This window comes from uncultured Stenotrophomonas sp. (assembly GCF_913778665.1).
Taxonomy (GTDB): domain Bacteria; phylum Pseudomonadota; class Gammaproteobacteria; order Xanthomonadales; family Xanthomonadaceae; genus Stenotrophomonas.
In genome coordinates this window covers 20,269-40,676 of the sequence record NZ_CAJYVQ010000013.1, presented here as the reverse complement: position 1 = coordinate 40,676, position 20,408 = coordinate 20,269, and the positions used below count along the sequence as shown (strand labels likewise).

Annotated in this window: 19 protein-coding genes; 13 read left to right on the top strand and 6 right to left on the bottom strand. The window is 68.5% G+C overall.

Annotated elements, in window-relative coordinates:
- Positions 1 to 5: 5 nt before the first annotated feature.
- The 9 genes from QZ853_RS19975 (at position 6) to pcaC (ending at position 8,040) form a co-directional block, all read left to right on the top strand.
- Positions 6 to 1,325 carry an MFS transporter gene (locus QZ853_RS19975; RefSeq protein WP_295579201.1) on the top strand — a complete coding sequence of 440 codons (1,320 nt, stop codon included), beginning with the start codon at positions 6 to 8 and terminating at the stop codon, positions 1,323 to 1,325.
- Positions 1,326 to 1,496: 171 nt separating this feature from the next.
- A complete protein-coding gene (locus QZ853_RS19970) occupies positions 1,497 to 2,177 on the top strand; it encodes a 3-oxoacid CoA-transferase subunit A (protein ID WP_295579197.1) in 681 nt (226 codons plus the stop codon).
- Entirely contained in the window at positions 2,174 to 2,821 is a 648-nt protein-coding gene (locus QZ853_RS19965) for a 3-oxoacid CoA-transferase subunit B (RefSeq protein ID WP_295579194.1), read from the top strand. Before QZ853_RS19970 ends, QZ853_RS19965 begins: the two co-directional genes overlap by 4 nt.
- Before the next feature lie 7 nt (positions 2,822 to 2,828).
- Entirely contained in the window at positions 2,829 to 4,037 is a 1,209-nt protein-coding gene (gene pcaF / locus QZ853_RS19960) for a 3-oxoadipyl-CoA thiolase (RefSeq protein WP_295579251.1), read from the top strand.
- 69 nt (positions 4,038 to 4,106) lie between these two features.
- Positions 4,107 to 4,817: a protocatechuate 3,4-dioxygenase subunit beta gene (gene pcaH / locus QZ853_RS19955; protein WP_079221590.1), complete on the top strand. Its 711-nt coding sequence runs from the start codon at positions 4,107 to 4,109 to the stop codon at positions 4,815 to 4,817.
- Positions 4,818 to 4,821: 4 nt separating this feature from the next.
- A complete protein-coding gene (pcaG, locus tag QZ853_RS19950; protein ID WP_295579191.1) occupies positions 4,822 to 5,385 on the top strand; it encodes a protocatechuate 3,4-dioxygenase subunit alpha in 564 nt (187 codons plus the stop codon).
- Positions 5,386 to 5,475: 90 nt separating this feature from the next.
- Positions 5,476 to 6,819 (top strand): 3-carboxy-cis,cis-muconate cycloisomerase, encoded by a 1,344-nt coding sequence (locus QZ853_RS19945; protein WP_295579188.1) that lies wholly within the window; start codon positions 5,476 to 5,478, stop codon positions 6,817 to 6,819.
- Between the two features lie 26 nt (positions 6,820 to 6,845).
- Entirely contained in the window at positions 6,846 to 7,631 is a 786-nt protein-coding gene (gene pcaD, locus QZ853_RS19940; RefSeq protein WP_295579186.1) for a 3-oxoadipate enol-lactonase, read from the top strand.
- Between the two features lie 22 nt (positions 7,632 to 7,653).
- On the top strand, positions 7,654 to 8,040 hold the full coding sequence (gene pcaC, locus QZ853_RS19935) for a 4-carboxymuconolactone decarboxylase (protein WP_295579183.1): 387 nt from the start codon (positions 7,654 to 7,656) through the stop codon (positions 8,038 to 8,040).
- A gap of 36 nt (positions 8,041 to 8,076) precedes the next feature.
- On the opposite strand, the gene QZ853_RS19930 is transcribed toward pcaC, so the two are convergent.
- Positions 8,077 to 8,931 (bottom strand): IclR family transcriptional regulator C-terminal domain-containing protein, encoded by an 855-nt coding sequence (locus tag QZ853_RS19930; protein WP_295579180.1) that lies wholly within the window; start codon positions 8,929 to 8,931, stop codon positions 8,077 to 8,079.
- A gap of 101 nt (positions 8,932 to 9,032) precedes the next feature.
- Complete coding sequence (locus tag QZ853_RS19925) at positions 9,033 to 11,456, bottom strand: membrane-bound PQQ-dependent dehydrogenase, glucose/quinate/shikimate family (RefSeq protein WP_295579176.1); 2,424 nt, start codon at positions 11,454 to 11,456, stop codon at positions 9,033 to 9,035.
- Positions 11,457 to 11,743: 287 nt separating this feature from the next.
- Between QZ853_RS19925 and QZ853_RS19920 the strand changes: the two genes are divergently transcribed.
- Positions 11,744 to 12,283: an adenine phosphoribosyltransferase gene (locus QZ853_RS19920; protein ID WP_295579173.1), complete on the top strand. Its 540-nt coding sequence runs from the start codon at positions 11,744 to 11,746 to the stop codon at positions 12,281 to 12,283.
- Positions 12,284 to 12,362: 79 nt separating this feature from the next.
- Here the strand turns inward: QZ853_RS19920 and dbpA are convergent, their stop codons facing one another.
- The gene (gene dbpA, locus QZ853_RS19915) at positions 12,363 to 13,739 is read right to left on the bottom strand and encodes an ATP-dependent RNA helicase DbpA (RefSeq protein WP_106551413.1); all 1,377 of its coding nucleotides are present in this window, start codon (positions 13,737 to 13,739) and stop codon (positions 12,363 to 12,365) included.
- 114 nt (positions 13,740 to 13,853) lie between these two features.
- Entirely contained in the window at positions 13,854 to 14,933 is a 1,080-nt protein-coding gene (locus QZ853_RS19910; protein ID WP_295579168.1) for a YeiH family protein, read from the bottom strand.
- A 102-nt stretch (positions 14,934 to 15,035) separates the two neighbouring features.
- Between QZ853_RS19910 and QZ853_RS19905 the strand changes: the two genes are divergently transcribed.
- Positions 15,036 to 15,911, top strand: a complete 876-nt coding sequence (locus tag QZ853_RS19905) for a LysR family transcriptional regulator (RefSeq protein ID WP_295579157.1) — start codon at positions 15,036 to 15,038, stop codon at positions 15,909 to 15,911.
- Between the two features lie 210 nt (positions 15,912 to 16,121).
- A complete protein-coding gene (locus QZ853_RS19900) occupies positions 16,122 to 18,002 on the top strand; it encodes an ATP-binding cassette domain-containing protein (protein ID WP_295579144.1) in 1,881 nt (626 codons plus the stop codon).
- A 153-nt stretch (positions 18,003 to 18,155) separates the two neighbouring features.
- Here QZ853_RS19900 and QZ853_RS19895 read toward each other — a convergent pair whose 3' ends face one another.
- A complete protein-coding gene (locus QZ853_RS19895; protein ID WP_019661289.1) occupies positions 18,156 to 18,617 on the bottom strand; it encodes a cytochrome c in 462 nt (153 codons plus the stop codon).
- A gap of 9 nt (positions 18,618 to 18,626) precedes the next feature.
- Positions 18,627 to 19,016 carry a c-type cytochrome gene (locus tag QZ853_RS19890; RefSeq protein ID WP_295579132.1) on the bottom strand — a complete coding sequence of 130 codons (390 nt, stop codon included), beginning with the start codon at positions 19,014 to 19,016 and terminating at the stop codon, positions 18,627 to 18,629.
- Between the two features lie 206 nt (positions 19,017 to 19,222).
- Between QZ853_RS19890 and QZ853_RS19885 the strand changes: the two genes are divergently transcribed.
- Positions 19,223 to 20,368 (top strand): efflux RND transporter periplasmic adaptor subunit, encoded by a 1,146-nt coding sequence (locus QZ853_RS19885; RefSeq protein WP_295579121.1) that lies wholly within the window; start codon positions 19,223 to 19,225, stop codon positions 20,366 to 20,368.
- The last annotated feature ends 40 nt before the right edge of the window (positions 20,369 to 20,408 follow it).

The following is a 20,408-nucleotide window of genomic DNA, read 5'->3' as shown; positions in this document are numbered from 1 at the left end:
GCCCCATGAGCCACGCCTCCGCCGCTGCACCGCCGCTCGTCGTTGAACGGATGAGCCCCTTCCAGTGGACCGCCATCGCCATCTGCGTGCTGTTGAACATGCTCGATGGCTTCGATGTGATGGTCATGGCCTTCACTGCGCCGCATGTGTCGGCGGACTGGGAACTGTCGGGCAAGGTGCTGGGGCTGATGCTCAGTGCCGGGCTGGTCGGCATGGCGCTGGGTTCGTTCCTGCTGGCGCCGTTGGCGGATCGCTGGGGCCGGCGGCCGATGATCGTCTGCTGCCTGCTGATCCTCACCAGCGGCATGGCGCTGTCGGCGCTGGCCGCCAACGCCTGGCAGCTGGGCGCGCTGCGCGCCTACACCGGCATCGGCATCGGCGGCATGCTCGCCGGTGTCGGCGTGATCACCGCCGAGTACGCCAACGCCAAGTGGCGCAGCACAGCGGTCGCGCTGCAGGCCACCGGCTATCCGATCGGTGCCACCGCCGGCGGCGTGCTGGCGGCGTGGATGCTGCAGCACTCGTCCTGGCACAGCGTGTTCCTGATCGGTGCGGCGGCCTCGCTGCTGTGCATTCCGCTGGTGCTGAAGTGCTTGCCGGAATCGCTGGATTTCCTGGTCGCGCGGCGCCCGGCCGATGCGCTGCCGCGACTCAATGCGCTGCTGTCGCGCATGCGCATGCCGGAACGGCAGGCACTGCCGCCGGCACCGGTACGCAATGGCCAGCGCCAGGGCTATGCGGCGCTGTTCGTGGGTGACCTGCGCCGCGTCGCGCTACTGATTGCGCTGGCTTTCTTCCTGCACATGTTCGCCTTCTATTTCGTGCTGAGCTGGACGCCGAAGCTGCTGGTGTCGGCCGGCGTGTCGGCGCAGCAGGGCATCACCGGCGGCGTGCTGCTCAACCTGGGCGGCATCGTCGGCGGCAGCCTGTTCGGCTGGCTGGCCTCGCGCTGGTCGCTGTCGAAGCTGACCGCGGGTGCGCTGCTGCTGGCGATGGTGTCGATGCTGGGCTTTGCGGCCTTCAACACGCAGCTGGGCGTGGCCTTCCCGTTGGCCTTCGTGATCGGCGCGGCCCTGTTCGCTGCGATGGCCGGACTGTATGCAGCGGCCCCGGTGGTGTTCGCCGCCGAGGTACGTGCCACCGGCCTCGGCTGGGCCATCGGCATCGGCCGCATCGGCGCGATTCTCTCGCCGCTCACTGTGGGCGTGCTGGTCGATGGCCACTGGCAGCCGCCGGCGTTGTACGTGCTGTGCGCCCTGCCGCTGCTGCTGGCGGCGTGGGCGTGCCTGGGCCTGCGCGTGGGCGTCGGCCAGAACCGGCCTTGAACCGATGGCCGGCGCAGTTCACTCAATGTGCGATTATCGAATAAAAGGGCCGAATATCGCATTGACCGGGCGGGGCGCCGTGACGACCATGTCCGGGTCGTGTTTTCCCTTCGCAGTGGCCCTGCAGCGTGGCGGCGATGACCGCCGGCAGACGGGGCAAGGAGCAATGCAGTGATCGACAAGACCGTGGCCAGCGTGGAAGCAGCGGTGGCCGATATCCATGATGGCGCCACCGTGATGATCGGTGGCTTTGGTACCGCCGGCATGCCCGATGAGCTGATCGATGCGCTGATCGCGCAGGGCGCGCGCGAACTGGCGATCATCAACAACAATGCCGGCAACGGCGATACCGGCCTGGCTGCGCTGATCAAGCACAAGCGCGTGCGCCGCATCGTCTGCTCGTTCCCGCGCCAGGCCGATTCGCAGCACTTCGATGCCGCCTACCGCGCTGGCCAGATCGAACTGGAGCTGGTGCCGCAGGGCAATCTGGCCGCGCGCATCCACGCCGCTGGCTCCGGCCTGGGCGCCATCTTCACTCCTACCGGCTACGGCACCGAGCTGGCGCAGGGCAAGGAAACGCGCGAGATCGATGGCCGCCACTACGTGCTCGAATACCCGCTGCATGCCGACTTCGCACTGATCAAGGCCGACCGCGGCGACCGTTGGGGCAATCTGGTCTACCGCAAGACCGCGCGCAACTTCGGCCCGCTGATGGCGATGGCCGCACGCTGCGCCATCGTGCAGGTGCGTGAGGTGGTGGCGCTGGGCGAACTGGACCCGGAGGCCGTGGTGACCCCGGGCATCTTCGTGCAGCGCGTGGTGCCGGTGGCCGCAGAAGGAGTGCAGGCATGAACAAGCTCAGCCGCGAACAGATGGCTGCGCGCGTGGCGCGCGACATTCCCGAAGGGGCCTACGTCAACCTGGGCATCGGCCTGCCGACCACGGTGGCGAACTTCCTGCCGGCCGACAAGGAGATCTTCCTGCAGTCGGAGAACGGCCTGCTCGGCATGGGCCCGGCGCCAGCCCCCGGCCAAGAGGACCTGGACCTGATCAATGCCGGCAAGCAGCCGGTCACCCTGCTCACCGGCGGCTGCTACTTCCACCATGCCGATTCGTTCGCGATGATGCGTGGCGGCCACCTCGACATCTGCGTGCTGGGCGCGTTCCAGGTGTCGGAACACGGCGATCTGGCCAACTGGAGCACCGGTTCGGCCGACGTGATTCCCGCCGTGGGCGGCGCGATGGACCTGGCCATCGGTGCCAAGCAGGTCTTCGTGATGATGGACCTGTTCACCAAGAAGGGTGAGAGCAAGCTGGTGGCCGAATGCAGCTACCCGCTGACCGGCCTGCGCTGCGTGTCGCGGGTGTATACCGATGTGGCGGTGTTCGACCTCGGCGCCGACGGCGCGACCGTGCTGGAAATGGTCGAGGGCATGGAGATCGAACAACTGCGTGAACTGACCGGCCTGCCGCTGGCACTGGCCAAGGGAGCCTGAGATGAGCCTGCACGAGACCTACATCGTCGATGGCGTCCGTACCCCGATCGGCCGTTACGGCGGCGCGCTGTCCGGCGTGCGCGCCGACGACCTCGGCGCGATCCCGCTGAAGGCGCTGCTGGCGCGCCATCCGCAGCTGGACCCGGCGCTGGTGGACGATGTCTACCTGGGCTGCGCCAACCAGGCCGGCGAAGACAACCGCAACGTCGCCCGCATGAGCCTGCTGCTGGCCGGCCTGCCGGTGACGGTGCCGGGCAGCACGATCAACCGCCTGTGTGGGTCGGGCCTGGATGCGATCGGCACCGTGGCCCGTGGCATCGCCGCCGGCGAGCTCGGCCTGGCCATCGCCGGTGGCGTTGAATCGATGTCGCGCGCGCCGTTCGTGATGGGCAAGGCGACTTCGCCATTCGCCCGCGACCAGCAGATGGAAGACACCACCATGGGCTGGCGCTTCATCAACCCGCGCCTGCGTGAGCTGCACGGCGTGGAGACCATGGGGCAGACCGCCGAGAACGTGGCCGAGCGCTACCGCATCAACCGCGAGGACCAGGATGCGTTCGCCCTGCGCAGCCAGCAGCGCACCGCCGCTGCGCAGGCGCGTGGCTTCTTCGACGGCGAGATCGTGGCGGTGGACGTACCGGGCCGCAAGCGCGGCGAGACCATCACCGTCGACCGCGATGAACACCCGCGCGGCGACACCACCGCCGAGGCGCTGGCCAAGCTGAAGCCGCTGTTCCGCCAGCCGGGCACGGTCACCGCCGGCAACGCTTCGGGCATCAACGATGGTGCCGCCGCGCTGCTGCTCGCTTCGGGCGCGCAAGTGAAGGCGCTGGGGCTGACCCCGCGCGCGCGCATCCTCGGCTTCGCCAGCGCGGGCGTCGAGCCGGCCATCATGGGGATGGGCCCGGTGCCGGCCAGCCAGAAACTGATGGCGCGGCTGGGCCTGTCGATCAGCGATTTCGATGCCATCGAACTGAATGAAGCGTTCGCCTCGCAGGGCCTGGCCTGCATGCGCCAGCTCGGCCTGGCCGACGATGCCGCGCACGTAAACCCCAATGGTGGTGCCATCGCCCTGGGCCATCCGTTGGGCATGAGCGGTGCGCGGCTGGCGTTGACCCTGCTGCGCCAGCTGGAAGCCAGCGGTGGCCGCCGTGGCCTGGCGACGATGTGCATCGGCGTGGGGCAGGGCGTGGCGCTGGCGATCGAACGCGTGTGAGCCTTCCCCCGTATCCATGATCTGCAAGACAGCCGCGGCCCCCGGGCCGCTCGCCAAAAGGAGTACGCCATGAGCGATCCCACCGAACTGCGCGGCTACCGCAAGCCGTACCCCGGCAGCCAGCCGCCGCGCATCCACCTGCCGTATGCCTCCACCGCGCTGCGTGGCCCGGGTACCGACCCGATCGCCATCCCGGTGACGCTCTCGGAAGTGACCGGCCCGAGCATCAACCGCATCACCCTGGGCGAGCATGCCGCCGACCTGACTGCCGGTTTTCCCGGCCAGCCGCAGGGCGAGCGCATCATCGTCAGCGGCCGCGTGCTCGACGAGAACGGCCGCCCGGTGCGCAACACCGTGGTCGAGGTGTGGCAGTGCAACGCCGCCGGCCGCTACCTGCACAAGGGCGACCAGCACGATGCGCCGCTGGACCCGAACTTCAAGGGCACCGGCCAGGTGCTGACCGACAGCGAAGGCCGCTACCGGTTCACCACCATCAAGCCGGGTGCGTACCCGTGGCGCAACCATTACAACGCCTGGCGCCCGGCGCACATCCATTTCTCGCTGCATGGTGATGGCATCGGCCAGCGCCTGGTCACGCAGATGTATTTCCCGAATGATCCGCTGCTGGCGTTCGATCCGATCTACAACTGCGTGGACGATGCCAAGGCGCGCGAGCGCATGGTGTCCTCGTTCGACTGGGAGAACACCGCCAACGAATTCGCACTCGGCTACCGTTTCGACATCGTGCTGCGCGGTCGCAAGATGACCGTCTGGGAGTAAGACCATGAGTTTCCAATCCACTCCGTGGCAGACCGTGGGCCCGTACTACCGCTTGGGCCTGGAGCCGCTGTACCGCACCGAAATCGCCCCGGCCACCGCGCAGGGCGAGCGCATCGAAGTGCAGGGCCAGGTGCTCGATGGCAACGGCGTACCGGTATCCGATGCCGTGCTGGAAATCTGGCAGGCCGACGCGCAGGGCATCTACGCCCATGGCGAGGATCCGCGCCGTGATGACCACGATCCGGCCTTCGATGGCTGGGGCCGCGTGCCCACCGACGACCAGGGCCGCTTCGCCTTCAGCACCGTCAAGCCAGGCCGCGTGCCGGGCCTGCGTGGCGAGCCGCAGGCACCGCACCTGGTGGTGCTGGTGTTCATGCGCGGCCTGCTGCAGGCCACCCGTGGCCGCATCTATTTCAGTGATGAAGCCAGCAACGGCGGGGACGGCATCCTCGCGCTGGTGCCCGCCGAGCGCCGCCACACCCTGGTCGCACAGGCGCAGGGCAAAGGCCTGTACCACTGGGACGTGCGCATGCAGGGCCCCGATGAGACGGTGTTCTTCGCCTATTGATCGCGGCGCGGCCAACGCGCCTTCCGGCCACTCCACGCCTGCGTGCAGCGGGCGCGGGTAAGCTGTGGCCACCCAGGATGGACTGCACTGATGAGCCACTCCCCAACGCTGCTGGGCGGTCTGTTCGGCGACCCTGTCGTCGATTCCGTGTTCAGTGATGAAGCACGCCTGCAGGCGATGCTGGATGTCGAACGCGCCCTGGCGCGCGCGCAGGTGCAGTGCGGGGTGGTCCCCGCCGCTGCGCTGGCCCCGATCGAAGCGGCGTGCAGCGCCGATCTGTACGCGATCCCCGCGTTGTCGGCGGCCACCGCGCTGGCCGGCAATCCAGCCATTCCGCTGGTCAAGGCCCTTACCGCGCGGGTCAAGGCGAGCGATACCGAGGCCGCGCGCTGGGTGCACTGGGGCGCCACCAGCCAGGACATCATCGACAGCGGCGCGGTGCTGCAGTTGCGCGCGGCGGTCAGCCACGTGCGGGCGCGCCTGCAGCTGCTGTGTACCGCCCTGGCGCGGCTGGCCGAGGCCGAGCGCGGCACCGGCCTGCCCGGGCGCACGCTACTGCAGCAGGCCGTGCCGGTCACCTTCGGGTTGAAGGCGGCCGGTTGGCTGGATGCCCTGCAGCGCAGCCAGCGGCGTCTGGATGCGCTGGCCGACGACATCCTGGTCCTGCAGTTCGGTGGCGCCGCTGGCACCCTGGCTTCGCTGCAGACACGTGGGCTGGATGTGGCCGAAGCGCTGGCCGCCGAGCTGCAGCTGCCGTTGCCGGCGCTGCCCTGGCATACCGCGCGTGACCGCATCGCCGAGTTCGGCAGCGTGTTCGCACTGCTGACCGGCAGCCTGGGCAAGATCGCCACCGACATCGTGCTGCTGATGCAGTCCGAGGTAGCTGAAGCCTTCGAGCCGGCGGGCGAGGGCAAGGGTGGTTCCTCGGCGATGCCGCACAAGCGCAACCCGGTCGGCTGCGTGGCCGCCATTGCTGCCGCAACGCGGGTGCCGGGCCTGCTGTCGACGCTGTTCAGCGCGATGCCGCAGCCGCACGAGCGCGCAGCCGGGCAGTGGCATGCCGAGTGGGATACGGTGCCGGAGATCGTGCGCCTGTGCGCCGGCAGCCTGGCCCAGGTGACCGTGGTGGTGCAGGGCCTGCAGCTGGACCGCGAGCGCATGCGCCAGCACCTGGACAGCCATGGCGGCCTGCTCTACGCCGAAGCCGTGGCGATCACCCTGGGTGAGCGCATCGGCAAGCCGGCCGCGCATGCGCTGGTGGAACAGGCGGCCAAGCAGGCGCTGGCGCAGTCGCTGCACCTGCGCGAGGTGCTGGCGCAGACGCCGGAGGTCACCGCGCAGCTGTCGGCTGCACAACTGGATGCCCTGTTCGCCGCCGACAGCTGGCGCGGCATGGCCGATACCTGGATCGACCGCGTGCTCGCGCGCGTCTGATCCCCACGTTCATCGCTGGAGCACGCATGCCCTTCCTCGACCTTCCGCAGCATCGCCTGCATTACCAGACCGAGGGCTGCGCCGATGCTCCGTGGCTGACCTTCTGCAATTCGCTGGGCACCGACCTGGGCATGTGGCAGCCGCAGGTGGATGCACTGGCCTCGCAATACCGCATCCTGCGCTATGACCGTCGTGGTCATGGCCAGTCCAGCGCGCCGCCGGGGCTGTACACGGTGGCCGAGCTGGGCGCCGATGTACTGGCCCTGTGGGATCACCTGGGCGTCGAGCGCAGCCACTTCTGCGGCTTGTCCATCGGGGGCCTGACCGGTCAGTGGCTGGGCGTGCATGCCGGCAACCGCCTGCGCACGCTCACCGTGGCCGCCACCGCCGCGAAGATCGGCACGCTGGATGGCTGGCAGGCGCGCATCGCCCAGGTCCAGCACGATGGCCTGCTGCCGTTGGTGGATGGCACCCGCGAGCGCTGGTTCACCGCCGGATTCGCACAGGCCCATGCCAGCCAGGTGGAAGACATCCTGCAGCGTTTCCTCGCCACCAGCGTCGAAGGCTACGCTGGCTGCTGCAATGCCGTGGGCACGGCCGACTTCCGGGATGTGCTGGGACGCATCGGCGTGCCGCTGCTGGCCATTGCCGGTGATGACGATCCGGTCTGCGTGCCGGCCGAGCTGCAGGCGATCGCCGATGGCGTGGCGCAGGGGCGCTATGCCGCCGTTGCGGGCCGCCACATCTGCAACCTGGAATCCCCGCAGGCGTTCACTGCCGCACTGGCCGCGCACCTTTCCGCGCAGCACTGAATCACTCAACAGGGTTAAGACGATGGACGAACAGGAACGCTACGAAGCCGGGCTGGCGGTGCGCCGTGAGGTGCTGGGCGACGCGCATGTGGAACGTTCGCTGCAGGCACGCACCGAATTCACCACCGAATTCCAGGAGTTCATCACCCGCACCGCATGGGGCACGGTGTGGACACGCGACGGACTGCCGCGGCATACACGCTCGCTGCTGACCATCGTGATGATGGTGGCGCTGGGCCATGACGAGGAGTTCAAGCTGCACATCCGCGCGGCCCGCAACAACGGGGTGACGCCGGAGGAGATCAAGGAAGTGCTGCTGCAGGCGGCCATCTACTGCGGCGTACCGGCGGCCAACCACGCGTTCGCCCTGGCCAAACCGATCCTGGAAGAGCAGGCGTCCGAGCGCTGATATGGAATCCGCCGGGCCATGCCCGGCGGCGTTGCCTCAATTCAACAACGTGCCCAACCGCTGCGCGGCATCGCGCAGGCGCGGCAGCAGCTGGGTCTGCATCACCCCCAGGCCGATGCGGCCTGCCTGGGTGCCGATGTTCAACGCGCCGACCACATCGCCGCTGCGCGAGCGCACCGGCACGGCGATCGAACGCAGGCCGATTTCCAGTTCCTGGTCGACCAGCGAGACGCCTTCGCGTCGCACCTTCTCCAGCAGGTCGAGGAAGTCCTCCATGCGCGTGACCGTGCGTTCGGTGCGCGGCCGCAAGGGATTGCGTTCCAGATAGCCTTCGAGCGTGTCGCGCGGCAGTGCGGCCAGCAGCACCCGGCCCATCGAGGTGCAATACGCGGGCAGGCGGCTGCCCGCACGCAGGCCGATGGACATGATGCGCACCGTTTCCGCGCGGGCAACATACAGGATGTCATCGCCATCGAGCACGCCCAGCGAGCACGATTCGTGCACGTCATCGCGCAGGGCATCCAGCACCGGCTGCGCGGCCGCCGTCATCGACGACGAGGCGACATAGGCGCCGCCCATACCCAGCACGCGCGGCAGCAGCACGAAGCCACGGCCCTGTTCGCCGACGTAACCGAGCTTTTCCAGCGTATACAGCACGCGCCGTACCGCTGCGCGCGAGATGCCGGTGTCACTGCTGATCTGCGACATGGTTACTTCGCGCGGATGCTGCGAAAACACGCTCAGCACGGCCAGGCCGCGGCCGAGCGAGGTCATGAAATCCGGATCCCCCTGATTATCCTGGATCTGCTGCATCAGCTCATGGGCCAGGCCGCGGTCCTGCGGTGGCGCAGGCGGGCGCTTGGGACGACGGCTGGGAGGAACGGCAGGCATGGCAGCAGCTTTCATCAGGTTCGACCTTGCATGGTAAGCGCTGGAACCGGTAACCGGTACCCACGCGGCGCAGCCTGGCAGGCTGCACCGCGTGGCATGGGTCACTTGCGCTCGGGCAGCGCGTAGGCGATCACGTAGTCGCCACGGTCTGGCGACTGGCGTGCGCCACCGGCGGAAATCACCACGTACTGGCGGCCGGTTTTCGGCGAGATGTAGGTCATCGGCGTGCCCTGGCTGCCGACCGGCATGCGGGCCTTCCACACTTCCTCACCGGTGCGGCTGTCGTAAGCGCGCAGGTAGTAATCCTGCGTACCGGCGAAGAACAGCAGGCCGGACTGCGTGGCCAGCGAACCGCCCAGGGTCGGCATGCCGATCGGAATCGGCAGGCCCATCTTGATGCCCATCGGCCCGGTATCCTTCACCGTACCCACCGGCACCTGCCAGACCAGCTGGCGGGTAGCCAGGTTGATCGCCGACATCGTTCCGAACGGCGGCTTCTGGCAGGGGATGCCCAGCTTGGACAGGAAGCGGTCGCGCAGCGAGCCGTACGGTGTACCAGTCTGCGACGCCGCACCCATTTCCACGCCACCGGCGCCGCTGGTCATCTGCGCACGCGGGATCAGCTTGGTCCACAGGCCCAGGCGCATGTCATTGACGAACAGGTAGCCGGTGGTCGGGTCGACCGAGGCGCTGCCCCAGTTCATGCCGCCCAGCGAACCCGGCCACTGCAGCGCGAGATCTTCGCCCGGCGGGGTGTACATGCCGTCGTAGCGGAACTGCTTGAACTGGATGCGGCACAGCATCTGGTCGATCGGGGTCGCACCCCACATGTCCGACTCGGTCAGCGTCTGCGCGCCGATCTGCGGCAGGCCCACCGACAGCGGCTGGGTCGCGGCATAACGTTCGCCTTCGGCATTGCCCTGCGGTGCCGGGATATTGCGCACTTCGCTGATCGGCACGCCGGTCTCGCGGTTGAGCATGAAGATCTGCCCGGCCTTGGTGATCTGCAGCAGGGCGGGCAGGGTGCCGCCCTTGCCGTCTGGCACGTCGGTCAGGGTCGGCTGCGCCGGCAGATCGTAATCCCACAGATCGTGATGCACGGTCTGGTAGACCCAGCGCTCCTTGCCTGTGGCGACGTCCAGCGCGACCACGGCCGAGCTGTACTTGTCATCCTGCGGGGTGCGCTCGCCGGCCCACTGGTCCGGCGTGGTGTTGCCGGTGGGCAGGTAGACCAGGCCCAGCTGCGGGTCGTAGGCCATCGAGGTCCACACGTTCGGGGTGGCACGGGTGTAATGGATCGACGGATCCAGCGGCACGTCCGGGGTTTCCTTGGACAGATCCCAGACCCAGGCCAGCGCGCCAGTACGCACGTTGTAGGCACGCACCACGCCGGACGGTTCACCCACTTCGATGTTGTCGGCCACGCGGCCGCCCACCACGATCAGCTCGCCCGCCACCAGCGGCGCGGCGGTGAGGGTGTAGAAGCCGGGCTTGATCTCGCCCATGCCGGTCTTCAGGTCGACCACGCCGTTGCTGCCGAAGTCCGGGCACAGCGCGCCGGTCTTGGCATCCAGCGCGAACAGGCGCGCATCGATGGAGGTCATCAGGATGCGCTTTTCGCACAGGGCCGGGCCGGCGCTGGCGGTCTCGGTGGCCGGCTGCGGCGCGGGTGCCGGCGCAGCCGTCGTTGCGGCTTCCGATGCCGTGGTCGCATCGAAGTAGCCCAAGCCACGGCAACGCTGCCAGTTCGGTGCGGTGGCCTTGGGATCGAAGGCCCAGCGCTGCTTGCCGGAGTCGGCGTCGATGGCGATCACCTGGTTGTGCGGGGTGCACAGGTACAGGGTGTCGCCGATCTGCAGCGGGGTGTTCTGGTCCTCGGCACCGAAGCCGTTGCTTTCCGGCACGTCGCCGGTGCGCGCGGTCCAAGCGACCTGCAGTTCCTTCACGTTGGCCGGGGTGATCTGGTCCAGCGCGGCGAAGCGGGTGCCGGCGGTGGTGTTGCCCCAGTGCATCCAGTCGCGCTGTTCAGCGCCCTTGGCCACCGGCACCACCGGCGGCGTCGTGCCCTGTGCGGTCTGCACCGGGCGCGGTTGGAAGGCGGAGAAGGCCGTGCCCAGCAGGCCGACCAGCAGCACCGTGGCCACGCCGTAGGCGCCACGGCCGGCGACCTGGCCACGGCTGCGGCGCAATACCGGCCAGGCCAGCGCGACCAGCAGGGCCAGCACAGCCGGCATCACCAAGCGCGAGACCAGCGGCCAGAACTCCCAGCCTGCATCTGCCTGCGCCCACACCAGCGTGGCCACGAAGGCCATGCCGTACAGCAGCGCACCGGTCGGCCGGCGCATCATCAGCAGTACGCCGGCGACGGCCGACACCGCACCCATCAGCAGGAAATACCAACTGCCCCCCAGCTGTACCAGGCGAACACCACCGACCAGCAGAGCCAGGCCGAACAGGGTCACCAGGATGCCGAGCAGGACCACCAGCACACGGCACAGGGCCGGAACTTTCGTCGTCTCGTCCACGTTGCATGAACCTCATTGCGAAAAACCCGCGCGGAGGCGGGAAAGCCCCGCGCGCGCCAGGCGTGGCGGGGGCCGTCGGCATCCCGGGCGGCTGCGGCGGGCAGGCGTCTGCCTGCTTATGACGCAGGCGGGGTGAATGACCGGTTAGGGCGATTATCGCACGGGTGTGCGATTTTGGTGTGATGCTGCGAGGCCATGGGTGGAACGCAGCGGCGCGGTGGTGCCGGGAACGGGCAGGGCCGGGGCGAACCGGTTACCCTATGCCGCCATACAAGCTGGTAGCTGCAATGACCGACGCCACCGTGGCCGTCCCCGCCTGGGCCTCGCGCCTGCGCGATATCGCCGATTTCCCGAAGCCCGGCATCCTGTTCAAGGACATCATGCCGCTGCTCGCCCACGGTGAAGACTTCCGCGGCGCGATCACGGCCATGGCCGACCGCTGGCGCGGGCAGCAGCTGGACGCCATCGTCGGCATCGAATCGCGTGGTTTCATCCTGGGCGCCGCCATGGCGCTGGAACTGGGCGTGGGCTTCGTGCCGGTGCGCAAGCCGGGCAAGCTGCCGGGCAAGGTGCTGCGCGAGGAATACACGCTGGAGTACCGCAGCGACTGCATCGAGGTGCATGCCGATGCACTGTCGGCCGGCGCGCGCGTGGCGATCATCGATGACGTGCTGGCCACCGGCGGTACGCTGGTCGCGGCGCTGTCGCTGGTGCGCCGCCTCGGCGTTGACGTGGTCGGCGCCGGTGTACTGGTCGAGCTGGACGGCCTCGGTGGCCGTGCGCGCTGGGAAGCGGACCTGCCGCTGCACACCGAACTGGTGTTCTGAGTCTGTCGCCGGGCGTGGCCCGGCGCTACACACGGCATGCAGGTAGCGCCGGGCCAAGGCCCGGCGCCCACCTTGCCGATCACATCATCCGCACGCGGAAACGACGGCCCTTGATCTTGCCGGCTTCCAGCTTGGCCACGGCCTTGTTGGCCTGCTCACGGGCGATCGCCACGTAGGAGCGGGTCGGGAAGATCGCAATCTTGCCGATGAACTTGCTCGACAGGCCGGCGTCGCCGGTCAGTGCACCGAGGATGTCACCTGGGCGCAGCTTGTCGGTCTTGCCACCATCGATGCGCAGCGTACGCATCGCCGCCTGCGGCAGCTCGGCCGGGCGCGCGGTCGCCAGCGGCGTCTTCTGCCAATCCAGCGGTTGCCCCATCTGTGCTTCGATCGCTTCGGCGCGGGTCTTCTCGCGGCCGGCCACCAGGCTGATCGCCAGGCCACTGGCACCGGCACGACCGGTGCGGCCCACGCGGTGCTGGTAGCTCTCCACGTCGGTCGGCAGTTCGTAGTTGATCACCGCTGCCAGTTCTTCCACGTCCAGGCCACGCGCGGCTACGTCGCTGGCGACCAGCACGTTGCAGCTGCGGTTGGCCAGCAACAGCAGCACTTCCTCGCGGTCGCGCTGCTCCATGTCGCCATGCAGGGCCAGCGCCGAGAAACCGAACTGCTGCAGCGAATTCGCAACCTCGTCCACGTCCTTGCGGGTGTTGCAGAACACCACCGCCGATTCGGGCGTGTATTTCAGCAGCAGGCCGGCCAGCGCCTTCTGCCGGTGCGCCGGTTCCACCTCGCAGAACATATGGCGGATGGCCGGTGCCTGGTCGGCGCCTTCCACGGTCACTTCCACCGCGTCGCGCAGCAGGTCGCGTGCCATGGCACGGATGCTGTCGGGGAAGGTGGCCGAGAACAGCAGGCTCTGTCGATCCTTGTGGGTACGGCCGGCGATCTCGCGGATCGGTTCCTCGAAGCCCATGTCGAGCATGCGGTCGGCTTCGTCCAGCACCAGCGTGCGCACCGCGCCAAGATTCAGCGCGCGCTTGCGCGCCAGCTCCTGCACGCGGCCGGGCGTGCCGACCACCACGTGCGGGTCGTGGCCTTCCAGCGACGCCAGCTGCGGGCCCAGCGGCACGCCGCCCACCAGCAGCAACAGCTTCAGGTTGGGGATGCCGGTGGCCAGCTTGCGGATCTGCTTGCCGACCTGGTCGGCCAGTTCGCGGGTCGGGCACAGCACCAGCGCCTGCACACGGATCAGGCTGGGATCGATGGACTGCAGCAGGCCCAGGCCGAAGGCGGCGGTCTTGCCGCTGCCGGTCGGCGCCTGTGCGATCACATCGCGGCCATCGAGGATGGCCGGCAGGCTCTGCGCCTGCACAGGGGTGAGAGTGGTGTAGCCGAGAGCATCCAGGCCGGGCTGCAGGGCCGGGCTCAGTGGCAGGGTCGAAAAGTCGGTCATGGCGCATTGTACCTGCACGCGCGGCCGGTCCCGCCTAATGGAGGTGGGGTCGGATCCCTCCTCCACGCATGGCGGGGGTCCATGGGGGACCGACCTTGGTCGGCTCGCTCTTGCTCAGCCCAGCACCGCCAGCACGCCCTGATGAATCGCCAGGCCACCAAACAGCAGCCAGGCAAACAGGATCAAGGCCAGCAGCAGCGGCTTCAGGCCTGCCTGGCGCAGCGCCGAGACGTGGGTGGTCAGGCCCAGCGCGGCCATTGCCATCGCCAGCAGCACGGTATCCAGCTGCACCAGTCCGGCCTGAAGTCCGGCCGGTACCAGGTGCAGCGAGTTGAAGCCGGCCACTGCCACGAAACCGAACGCGAACCACGGCACGACGATGCGCGCCTTGCTGCCGTCGGTGCTGGCCTTGCCGCCACGCGCCAGCCATAGCGACAGCGCGACCAGGAACGGCGCCAGCAGCATCACCCGCACCATCTTGGTGATCACCGCGGTATCAGCCGCCGCTTCATTGACCGCCCTGCCAGCGGCCACCACCTGCGCGACTTCATGCACCGTCGCGCCGGTGAACAGCCCGTACTGGCGCGCGTCCATCGCCAGCCATCCGTGTGACTGCACCAGCGTGTACAGCACCGGGTACAGGAACATCGCCAGCGTTCCGAACACGACCACCGTAGAGACTGCGACGGTGACCTGCGCTGTGCGCCCGCGTACCACCGGTTCGGCGGCCATCACCGCTGCCGCGCCGCAGATCGCGCTGCCGGCGCCGATCAGCATCGCCGCCTCGCGTTCCATCTTGAACACGCGCATGCCCAGCCAGCAGGCCAAGCCGAAGGTGCTGGCGACCACCAGCACGTCCATCAGCACACCGGCGACGCCGACATGTCCGATGTCCTGGAACGTCAGGCGCAGGCCATACAGCACGATGCCGGCGCGCAGCAACCAGTGCTTGGAGAACCCGACGCCGGCCGCGCTGTTCGGCGCCAGGCGCGGATAGAAGGTGTTGCCGACCATGATGCCGGCCACGATCGCCACGGTCAGCGCGCTCAGGCCATGTGCCTGCAGCCAGGGCAGCTCGGCCAGGTACAGCGACGCGGCCGAGATCAGGCCGACCAGCAGCAGGCCGGGCAGGCGCGGCTGCCAGCGCTGGCGCAGGGCGGACAGGGACCAGGAGGAAAGGGCGAGGGCATTCATGGCGACGGCAGGGCTGAAGTGACAATACGAGCGTGCGCCTGCGCGATCGACCTGTAAAACAAATAATATGGGTGAAACCTACCTATCAAGCGGGTAATCGCCATGCGTCTGACCTTGCGCCAGCTGCAGGTGTTCGTCGCCATCGCCGACCACGGCAGCACCACCGCCGCGGGCCAGGCCATCGCGCTCTCGCAGTCGGCCAGCAGCGCCGCCCTGCAGGAACTGGAGGCACACTTCGGCACCCCACTGTTCGACCGCATCGGCCGCCGCCTGGCCCTGAACGGCCACGGCCGGGCGTTGCTGGAGCCGGCGCGCACGCTGCTGGTCAACGCCGCTGACCTGGAGCGGCACCTGGCCGCGGGCGGCGACCCGGCGCAGGGCGCTCCGCTGAGGCTGGTGCTGGCGGCCAGTACCACCATCGGCAACTATCTGCTGCCGCGGCGCATCGCCGAGCTGCTGCGCCAGGCACCGCAGGCCGAGGTCGACCTGCGCATCGACAACAGCGCAGGCGTGGTGGCCGCCGTGCAACGCCTGGACGTCGACGCCGGCCTGATCGAAGGCCCGTGCCACGAACGCGGCCTGCAGGTCACGGCCTGGCAGCGGGACCCGCTGGTGATCGTGGCCGCCGCCGATGCCCCAGCATGCTGGTCGCTGGATGAACTGCGCCGCGCCCGCTGGCTGCTGCGTGAACCCGGCTCTGGCACCCGTGAAGCGGTTGAACACGCGCTGCTGCCACACCTGCGCGGCTTCGCGCAGACCCTGCAGCTGGGCAACACCGAAGCGATCAAGCAGGCCGCGATCGCCGGCCTCGGCGTGGCCTGCCTGTCCCGTCATGCGCTGGAGGAGCCGCTGGCGCTGGGCCGCCTGCGCGTACTCGAGACCCCACTGCCGCCCCTGCAGCGCACCCTCTGGCTGGTACGCCACCCGGGCAAGCAATGGCTGCCGGGGCTGCAGGCGTTGCTGGGGGAGGTGGGGTAATTCATCAGATTCCCATGTGTTGACCAAGGTCGACACCCACCAGAGCAGAATGCCGTCACGGCAGATCGCAGGGAATGGTCGAAGGCGGGGTGGGTCCGGTTGCGGGGGCGTGAGCCGCATGGATGCGGCGACCGAGCTTTGGCTGCGGCCGTTGCCTCTGCGGGTGCCGGGTGCAACCCGGCCGACGCCCCCAACCCGTACAATATCCGGATGCCTCTGATTACTCTGCAGAACGTCGACTTCAGCGTCGGCGGCCCGTTGTTGCTGGAAAAGGCCGAACTGTCGATCGAGCCGGGCGAACGCATCGCCCTGATCGGCCGCAACGGCGCCGGCAAATCCACCCTGCTCAAGCTGCTGTCCGGCGACCACAAGCCCGACGACGGCGAAGTCCGCGTGCAGCAGGGCGTGCGCGTCACACGCCTGGAGCAGGAGGTGCCGCACGGCGCCGCCGGCTCGGTGTTCGACGTTGTCGCCGATGGCCTGGGCGAACTGGGCCAGTGGCTGGCCGAATTCCACCACCTCAGCCACGCCGAGGTCTTCGACGGTGAAGCCCTGGGCAACGTGCAGGCCAAGATCGACGCCGCCAATGGCTGGGGCTTGGACCAGCGCGTCAGCGAAACCCTGACCAAGCTCGACCTCGACGGCGAGGCCGAGTTCGGCCGCCTGTCCGGCGGCATGAAGCGCCGCGTGCTGCTGGCCCGTGCACTGGTGTCCAGCCCCGACGTGCTGCTGCTGGACGAACCGACCAACCACCTCGACATCGAAGCCATCGACTGGCTCGAAGCGTTCCTGAAGGGCTGGAGCGGCAGCGTGGTGTTCGTCACCCATGACCGCCGCTTCCTGCGTGCGCTGGCCACCCGCATCGTCGAGATCGATCGCGGCCAGGTCACCAGCTGGCCAGGCGACTGGGCCAATTACGAGCGCCGCCGCGAGGAACGCCTCAACGCGCAGGCGCAGGAGAACGCCCGCTTCGACAAGCTGCTGGCGCAGGAAGAAGTGTGGATCCGCCAGGGCATCAAGGCGCGTCGCACCCGCGATGAAGGCCGCGTACGCCGCTTGAAGGCGATGCGCGTGGAGCGTTCGCAGCGCCGCGACCTCAGCGGCAACGTCAAGATGGAAGCCGCGCAGGGCGTCAGCTCCGGCAAGAAGGTCATCGACGTCAAGGACATTTCGTTCGCCTTCGGCGAGCGCACCATGGTCCGCGACTTCACCACCACCATCATGCGCGGCGACCGCATCGGCCTGATCGGCCCCAACGGCAGCGGCAAGACCACGCTGCTGAAGCTGCTGCTGGGCGAACTGCAGCCGGCCAAGGGCGAAGTCAACGCCGGCACCAATCTGCAGATCGCGTACTTCGACCAGTACCGCGCGGTGCTGCGCGAAGACTGGAGCGCGATCGAGAACGTGGCCGAAGGCCGTGATTTCCTCGAGTTCAACGGCAAGCGCAAGCACGTGCATGCGTACCTGCAGGACTTCATGTTCACCCCGGAGCGCGCGCGCGCGCCGATCACCCGCCTGTCCGGTGGCGAGCGCAACCGCCTGCTGCTGGCCAAGCTGTTCGCGCAGCCGTCCAACCTGCTGGTGATGGACGAACCGACCAATGACCTGGACGTGGAAACCCTGGAGCTGCTGGAAGAGCTGCTGGGCGAGTACACCGGCACGCTGCTGCTGGTCAGCCACGATCGTGACTTCATCGACAACGTGGTGACCTCCACGCTGGTGATGGAAGGCGATGGCGTGATCGGTGAGTACGTGGGCGGCTACAGCGACTGGCAGCGCTATGCGGCCAGCGTGGCGCCAGCGCCGGCCGTCGTGGCGGCCGCCAAGCCGGCTGCCGCACCTGCGGCCGCCGCTGCGACGCCTGCAGCGCCCAGGCGCAAGCTGGCTTACAAGGAAGCGCGCGAACTGGAGCAGCTGCCGAAGACCATCGAGAAGCTGGAAGGCGATGTCGAAGGACTGACCTCGGCGATGAACGACCCGTCGTTCTACACCCGCAGCAGCGCCGAAGTGACCGCGCACACCCAGCAGCTGGCCAAGGTGCAGGCGGAGCTGGATGCCGCTTACGCGCGCTGGGAAGAGCTGGAAGGCTGAGCGTTGCTCGGCGCCAGCGGTTGCGCCGATTGATGTAGAGCCGAGCCCACGCTCGGCTCGGTAGATCCACGCCATGCGTGGATATCCGGAATCTGTGCGGAACAACGGTCCGCACCTACCCACCGACGGTCCGCACCTACCGGGGGCCGGCCGTCATTTGACCCCGTGCAGATCCCGCAGCTGGCTCGGCCGGCTGCCGAAATACGCGGCCAGATCGGCGATGTCCTGGTCACTCAGGTCCTTCGCCTGCGGCGTCATCAGCATGTGCTGGCGGTCGCCGGCGCGGTAGGCCTGCAGGGCATGCGCCAGATAGTCGCCATATTGCCCACCCAGCTTGGGATAGGTCGGGTCGATCGGCGCGTTGCCGTCAGCCCCGTGGCAGTCGATGCAGCTCTGGTTGGTGGCCTTGCCCTTCACCTTGGCGCGGGCTTCGCCGGCGGCCTCGCGGCCTGCAGGCAGGCCGGCCGACGACGACGAACCGTGTTCGCCGCTGGCATGGCCCGGGTCGGCGGCGGATTTCTCGCTGTTTTCCACCTGCGACTGCGAACAGGCGGCCAGCAGCAGGGCAACGGACAGGGCGATGGCATGACGCATCGGATGCGCGGCTTTCGACATGGGCGGGCCTTACTTGACGGTGGACAGGTAAACAGAGAGATCGGCGATCTCCTGTTCGCTGAAGCTCATCGACTGCGCCTGCATCGTCGGATGCCGGCGCTTGCCCTGGCGGTACTCGGTCAGGGCCTGGGCCAGGTACTGCTGGGTCTGGCCGCCGATCTTCGGCACCCGGTAGCTGGGGTAGGCGTTCTTGTAGCCGGTGATGCCGTGGCACCCCTGGCAGGTGTAGGCCAGCACGCGGCCATTGTCGAAGTTGCCGGTGGGCGCGGCAGGCGCCGGCGCGGCGGCGGCAGCCGGGGCCGGAGCGGGTGTGGCAGTAGCAGGAGCGGGCTGTGCGGCGGCCCCAAAGGGCAGGAGGACGGCCAGAGCGAGACAAGCGGCGAGCGGCTGCGGGCGCATGGTGTCGTTTCCGGGGTTTCGGGTCTGGTCGTTCCGGCGTGGGGTACGGAACGACCCGAGTATAGCCTCAGGTTTCATCTAGCTGAAATGGGGGGGAGGCCGACCAGCGGCGTGAAGGCACCATGACCTTTGGGATATGGTGTGGCCGTGAAGTGGTGCATTACTTTGCTACCACACCTGTCCACGCATCCTCCAGGGACCTGACGATGTCGCACCCAATCTTCCTGTCTGGCCGTCGCAGCGGAATCTGCGCTGCCGCACTGCTGATCTCCACCTCACTGCTGCTGGGCGGTTGCGCCGCAGGGCCCAATTCCGAAGCCAAGGCGGCCGAGACCAAGGAGGAGAAGAAGGTCGACGCGGTTCCGGTCGAGGTGGCAGTGGCCAGCCACCGCGCGGTCGCGGCCAGCTACACCGGCACCGCCGCACTGGAGCCGCGCGCCGAATCGCAGGTGGTCGCCAAGACCTCCGGTGTGGCACTGGCGGTGCTGGTCGAGGAAGGCCAGCGGGTCACCGCTGGGCAGCCACTGGTGCGGCTGGATCCGGACCGCGCACGCCTGGCCGTTGCACAGAGCGAAGCGCAGATGCGCAAGCTGGAAAACAACTACCAGCGCGCCCAGAAGCTGGTCGGCCAGCAGATGGTCAGCGCCGCCGATGTCGACCAGCTGCGCTACGACCTCGAAAACGTCCGCGCGCAGTACCGCCTGGCTACGCTGGAGCTGTCCTACACCACGGTGGTCGCACCGATCTCCGGGGTGATCGCCTCGCGCTCGATCAAGACCGGCAACTTCGTGCAGATCAATACGCCGATCTTCCGCATCGTCGACAACTCGCGGCTGGAAGCCACCCTGAACGTGCCCGAGCGCGAACTGGCCACGCTGCGTGCCGGCCAGCCGGTGACGCTGGCCGCCGATGCGCTGCAGGGGCAGAGCTTCACCGGCACCGTTGACCGCATCGCGCCGGTGGTGGATTCGGGCAGCGGCACGTTTCGCGTGGTCAGCGCCTTCGATGGCGCTGCCCACGCGCTGCAGCCCGGCATGTTCGGCCGCATCCGCATCGATTACGACCAGCGTGCCGATGCGCTCGTGGTGCCGCGCCTGGCGCTGCTCGACGACGGTGAGCCGGCGGTGTTCCGGGTGCGCGAAGGCAAGGTCGCACGCGTACCGGTCAAGCTGGGTTATGCCGAGGGCCCGTGGGTGGAGATCCGTGATGGCCTGGCGGCCGGTGATCAGGTGGTCACCGCCGGCAAGGTCGCGCTGCGCGATGGCACCGCAGTGCAGGTGATCGCCGATCCGAAGGCGAAGACGGTAGCCGCAGCCGGCAAGGCGGCAGACAAGGCCGGGAGCAAGCAATGACCGCCCCGGGCCACGACGACGGTGCCTCGCCGGCAAGCGA

Bases quoted from the DNA above. Each gene is read 5' to 3' on its own strand.
- QZ853_RS19975 (WP_295579201.1), top strand. From the start codon at position 6: ATGAGCCACGCCTCCGCCGCTGCACCGCCGCTCGTCGTTGAACGGATG.
- QZ853_RS19965 (WP_295579194.1), top strand. From the start codon at position 2,174: ATGAACAAGCTCAGCCGCGAACAGATGGCTGCGCGCGTGGCGCGCGAC.
- pcaH (WP_079221590.1), top strand. From the start codon at position 4,107: ATGAGCGATCCCACCGAACTGCGCGGCTACCGCAAGCCGTACCCCGGC.
- pcaG (WP_295579191.1), top strand. From the start codon at position 4,822: ATGAGTTTCCAATCCACTCCGTGGCAGACCGTGGGCCCGTACTACCGC.
- QZ853_RS19945 (WP_295579188.1), top strand. From the start codon at position 5,476: ATGAGCCACTCCCCAACGCTGCTGGGCGGTCTGTTCGGCGACCCTGTC.
- pcaD (WP_295579186.1), top strand. From the start codon at position 6,846: ATGCCCTTCCTCGACCTTCCGCAGCATCGCCTGCATTACCAGACCGAG.
- pcaC (WP_295579183.1), top strand. From the start codon at position 7,654: ATGGACGAACAGGAACGCTACGAAGCCGGGCTGGCGGTGCGCCGTGAG.
- QZ853_RS19930 (WP_295579180.1), bottom strand. From the start codon at position 8,931: ATGCCTGCCGTTCCTCCCAGCCGTCGTCCCAAGCGCCCGCCTGCGCCA.
- QZ853_RS19920 (WP_295579173.1), top strand. From the start codon at position 11,744: ATGACCGACGCCACCGTGGCCGTCCCCGCCTGGGCCTCGCGCCTGCGC.
- dbpA (WP_106551413.1), bottom strand. From the start codon at position 13,739: ATGACCGACTTTTCGACCCTGCCACTGAGCCCGGCCCTGCAGCCCGGC.
- QZ853_RS19910 (WP_295579168.1), bottom strand. From the start codon at position 14,933: ATGAATGCCCTCGCCCTTTCCTCCTGGTCCCTGTCCGCCCTGCGCCAG.
- QZ853_RS19905 (WP_295579157.1), top strand. From the start codon at position 15,036: ATGCGTCTGACCTTGCGCCAGCTGCAGGTGTTCGTCGCCATCGCCGAC.
- QZ853_RS19900 (WP_295579144.1), top strand. From the start codon at position 16,122: ATGCCTCTGATTACTCTGCAGAACGTCGACTTCAGCGTCGGCGGCCCG.
- QZ853_RS19895 (WP_019661289.1), bottom strand. From the start codon at position 18,617: ATGTCGAAAGCCGCGCATCCGATGCGTCATGCCATCGCCCTGTCCGTT.
- QZ853_RS19890 (WP_295579132.1), bottom strand. From the start codon at position 19,016: ATGCGCCCGCAGCCGCTCGCCGCTTGTCTCGCTCTGGCCGTCCTCCTG.
- QZ853_RS19885 (WP_295579121.1), top strand. From the start codon at position 19,223: ATGTCGCACCCAATCTTCCTGTCTGGCCGTCGCAGCGGAATCTGCGCT.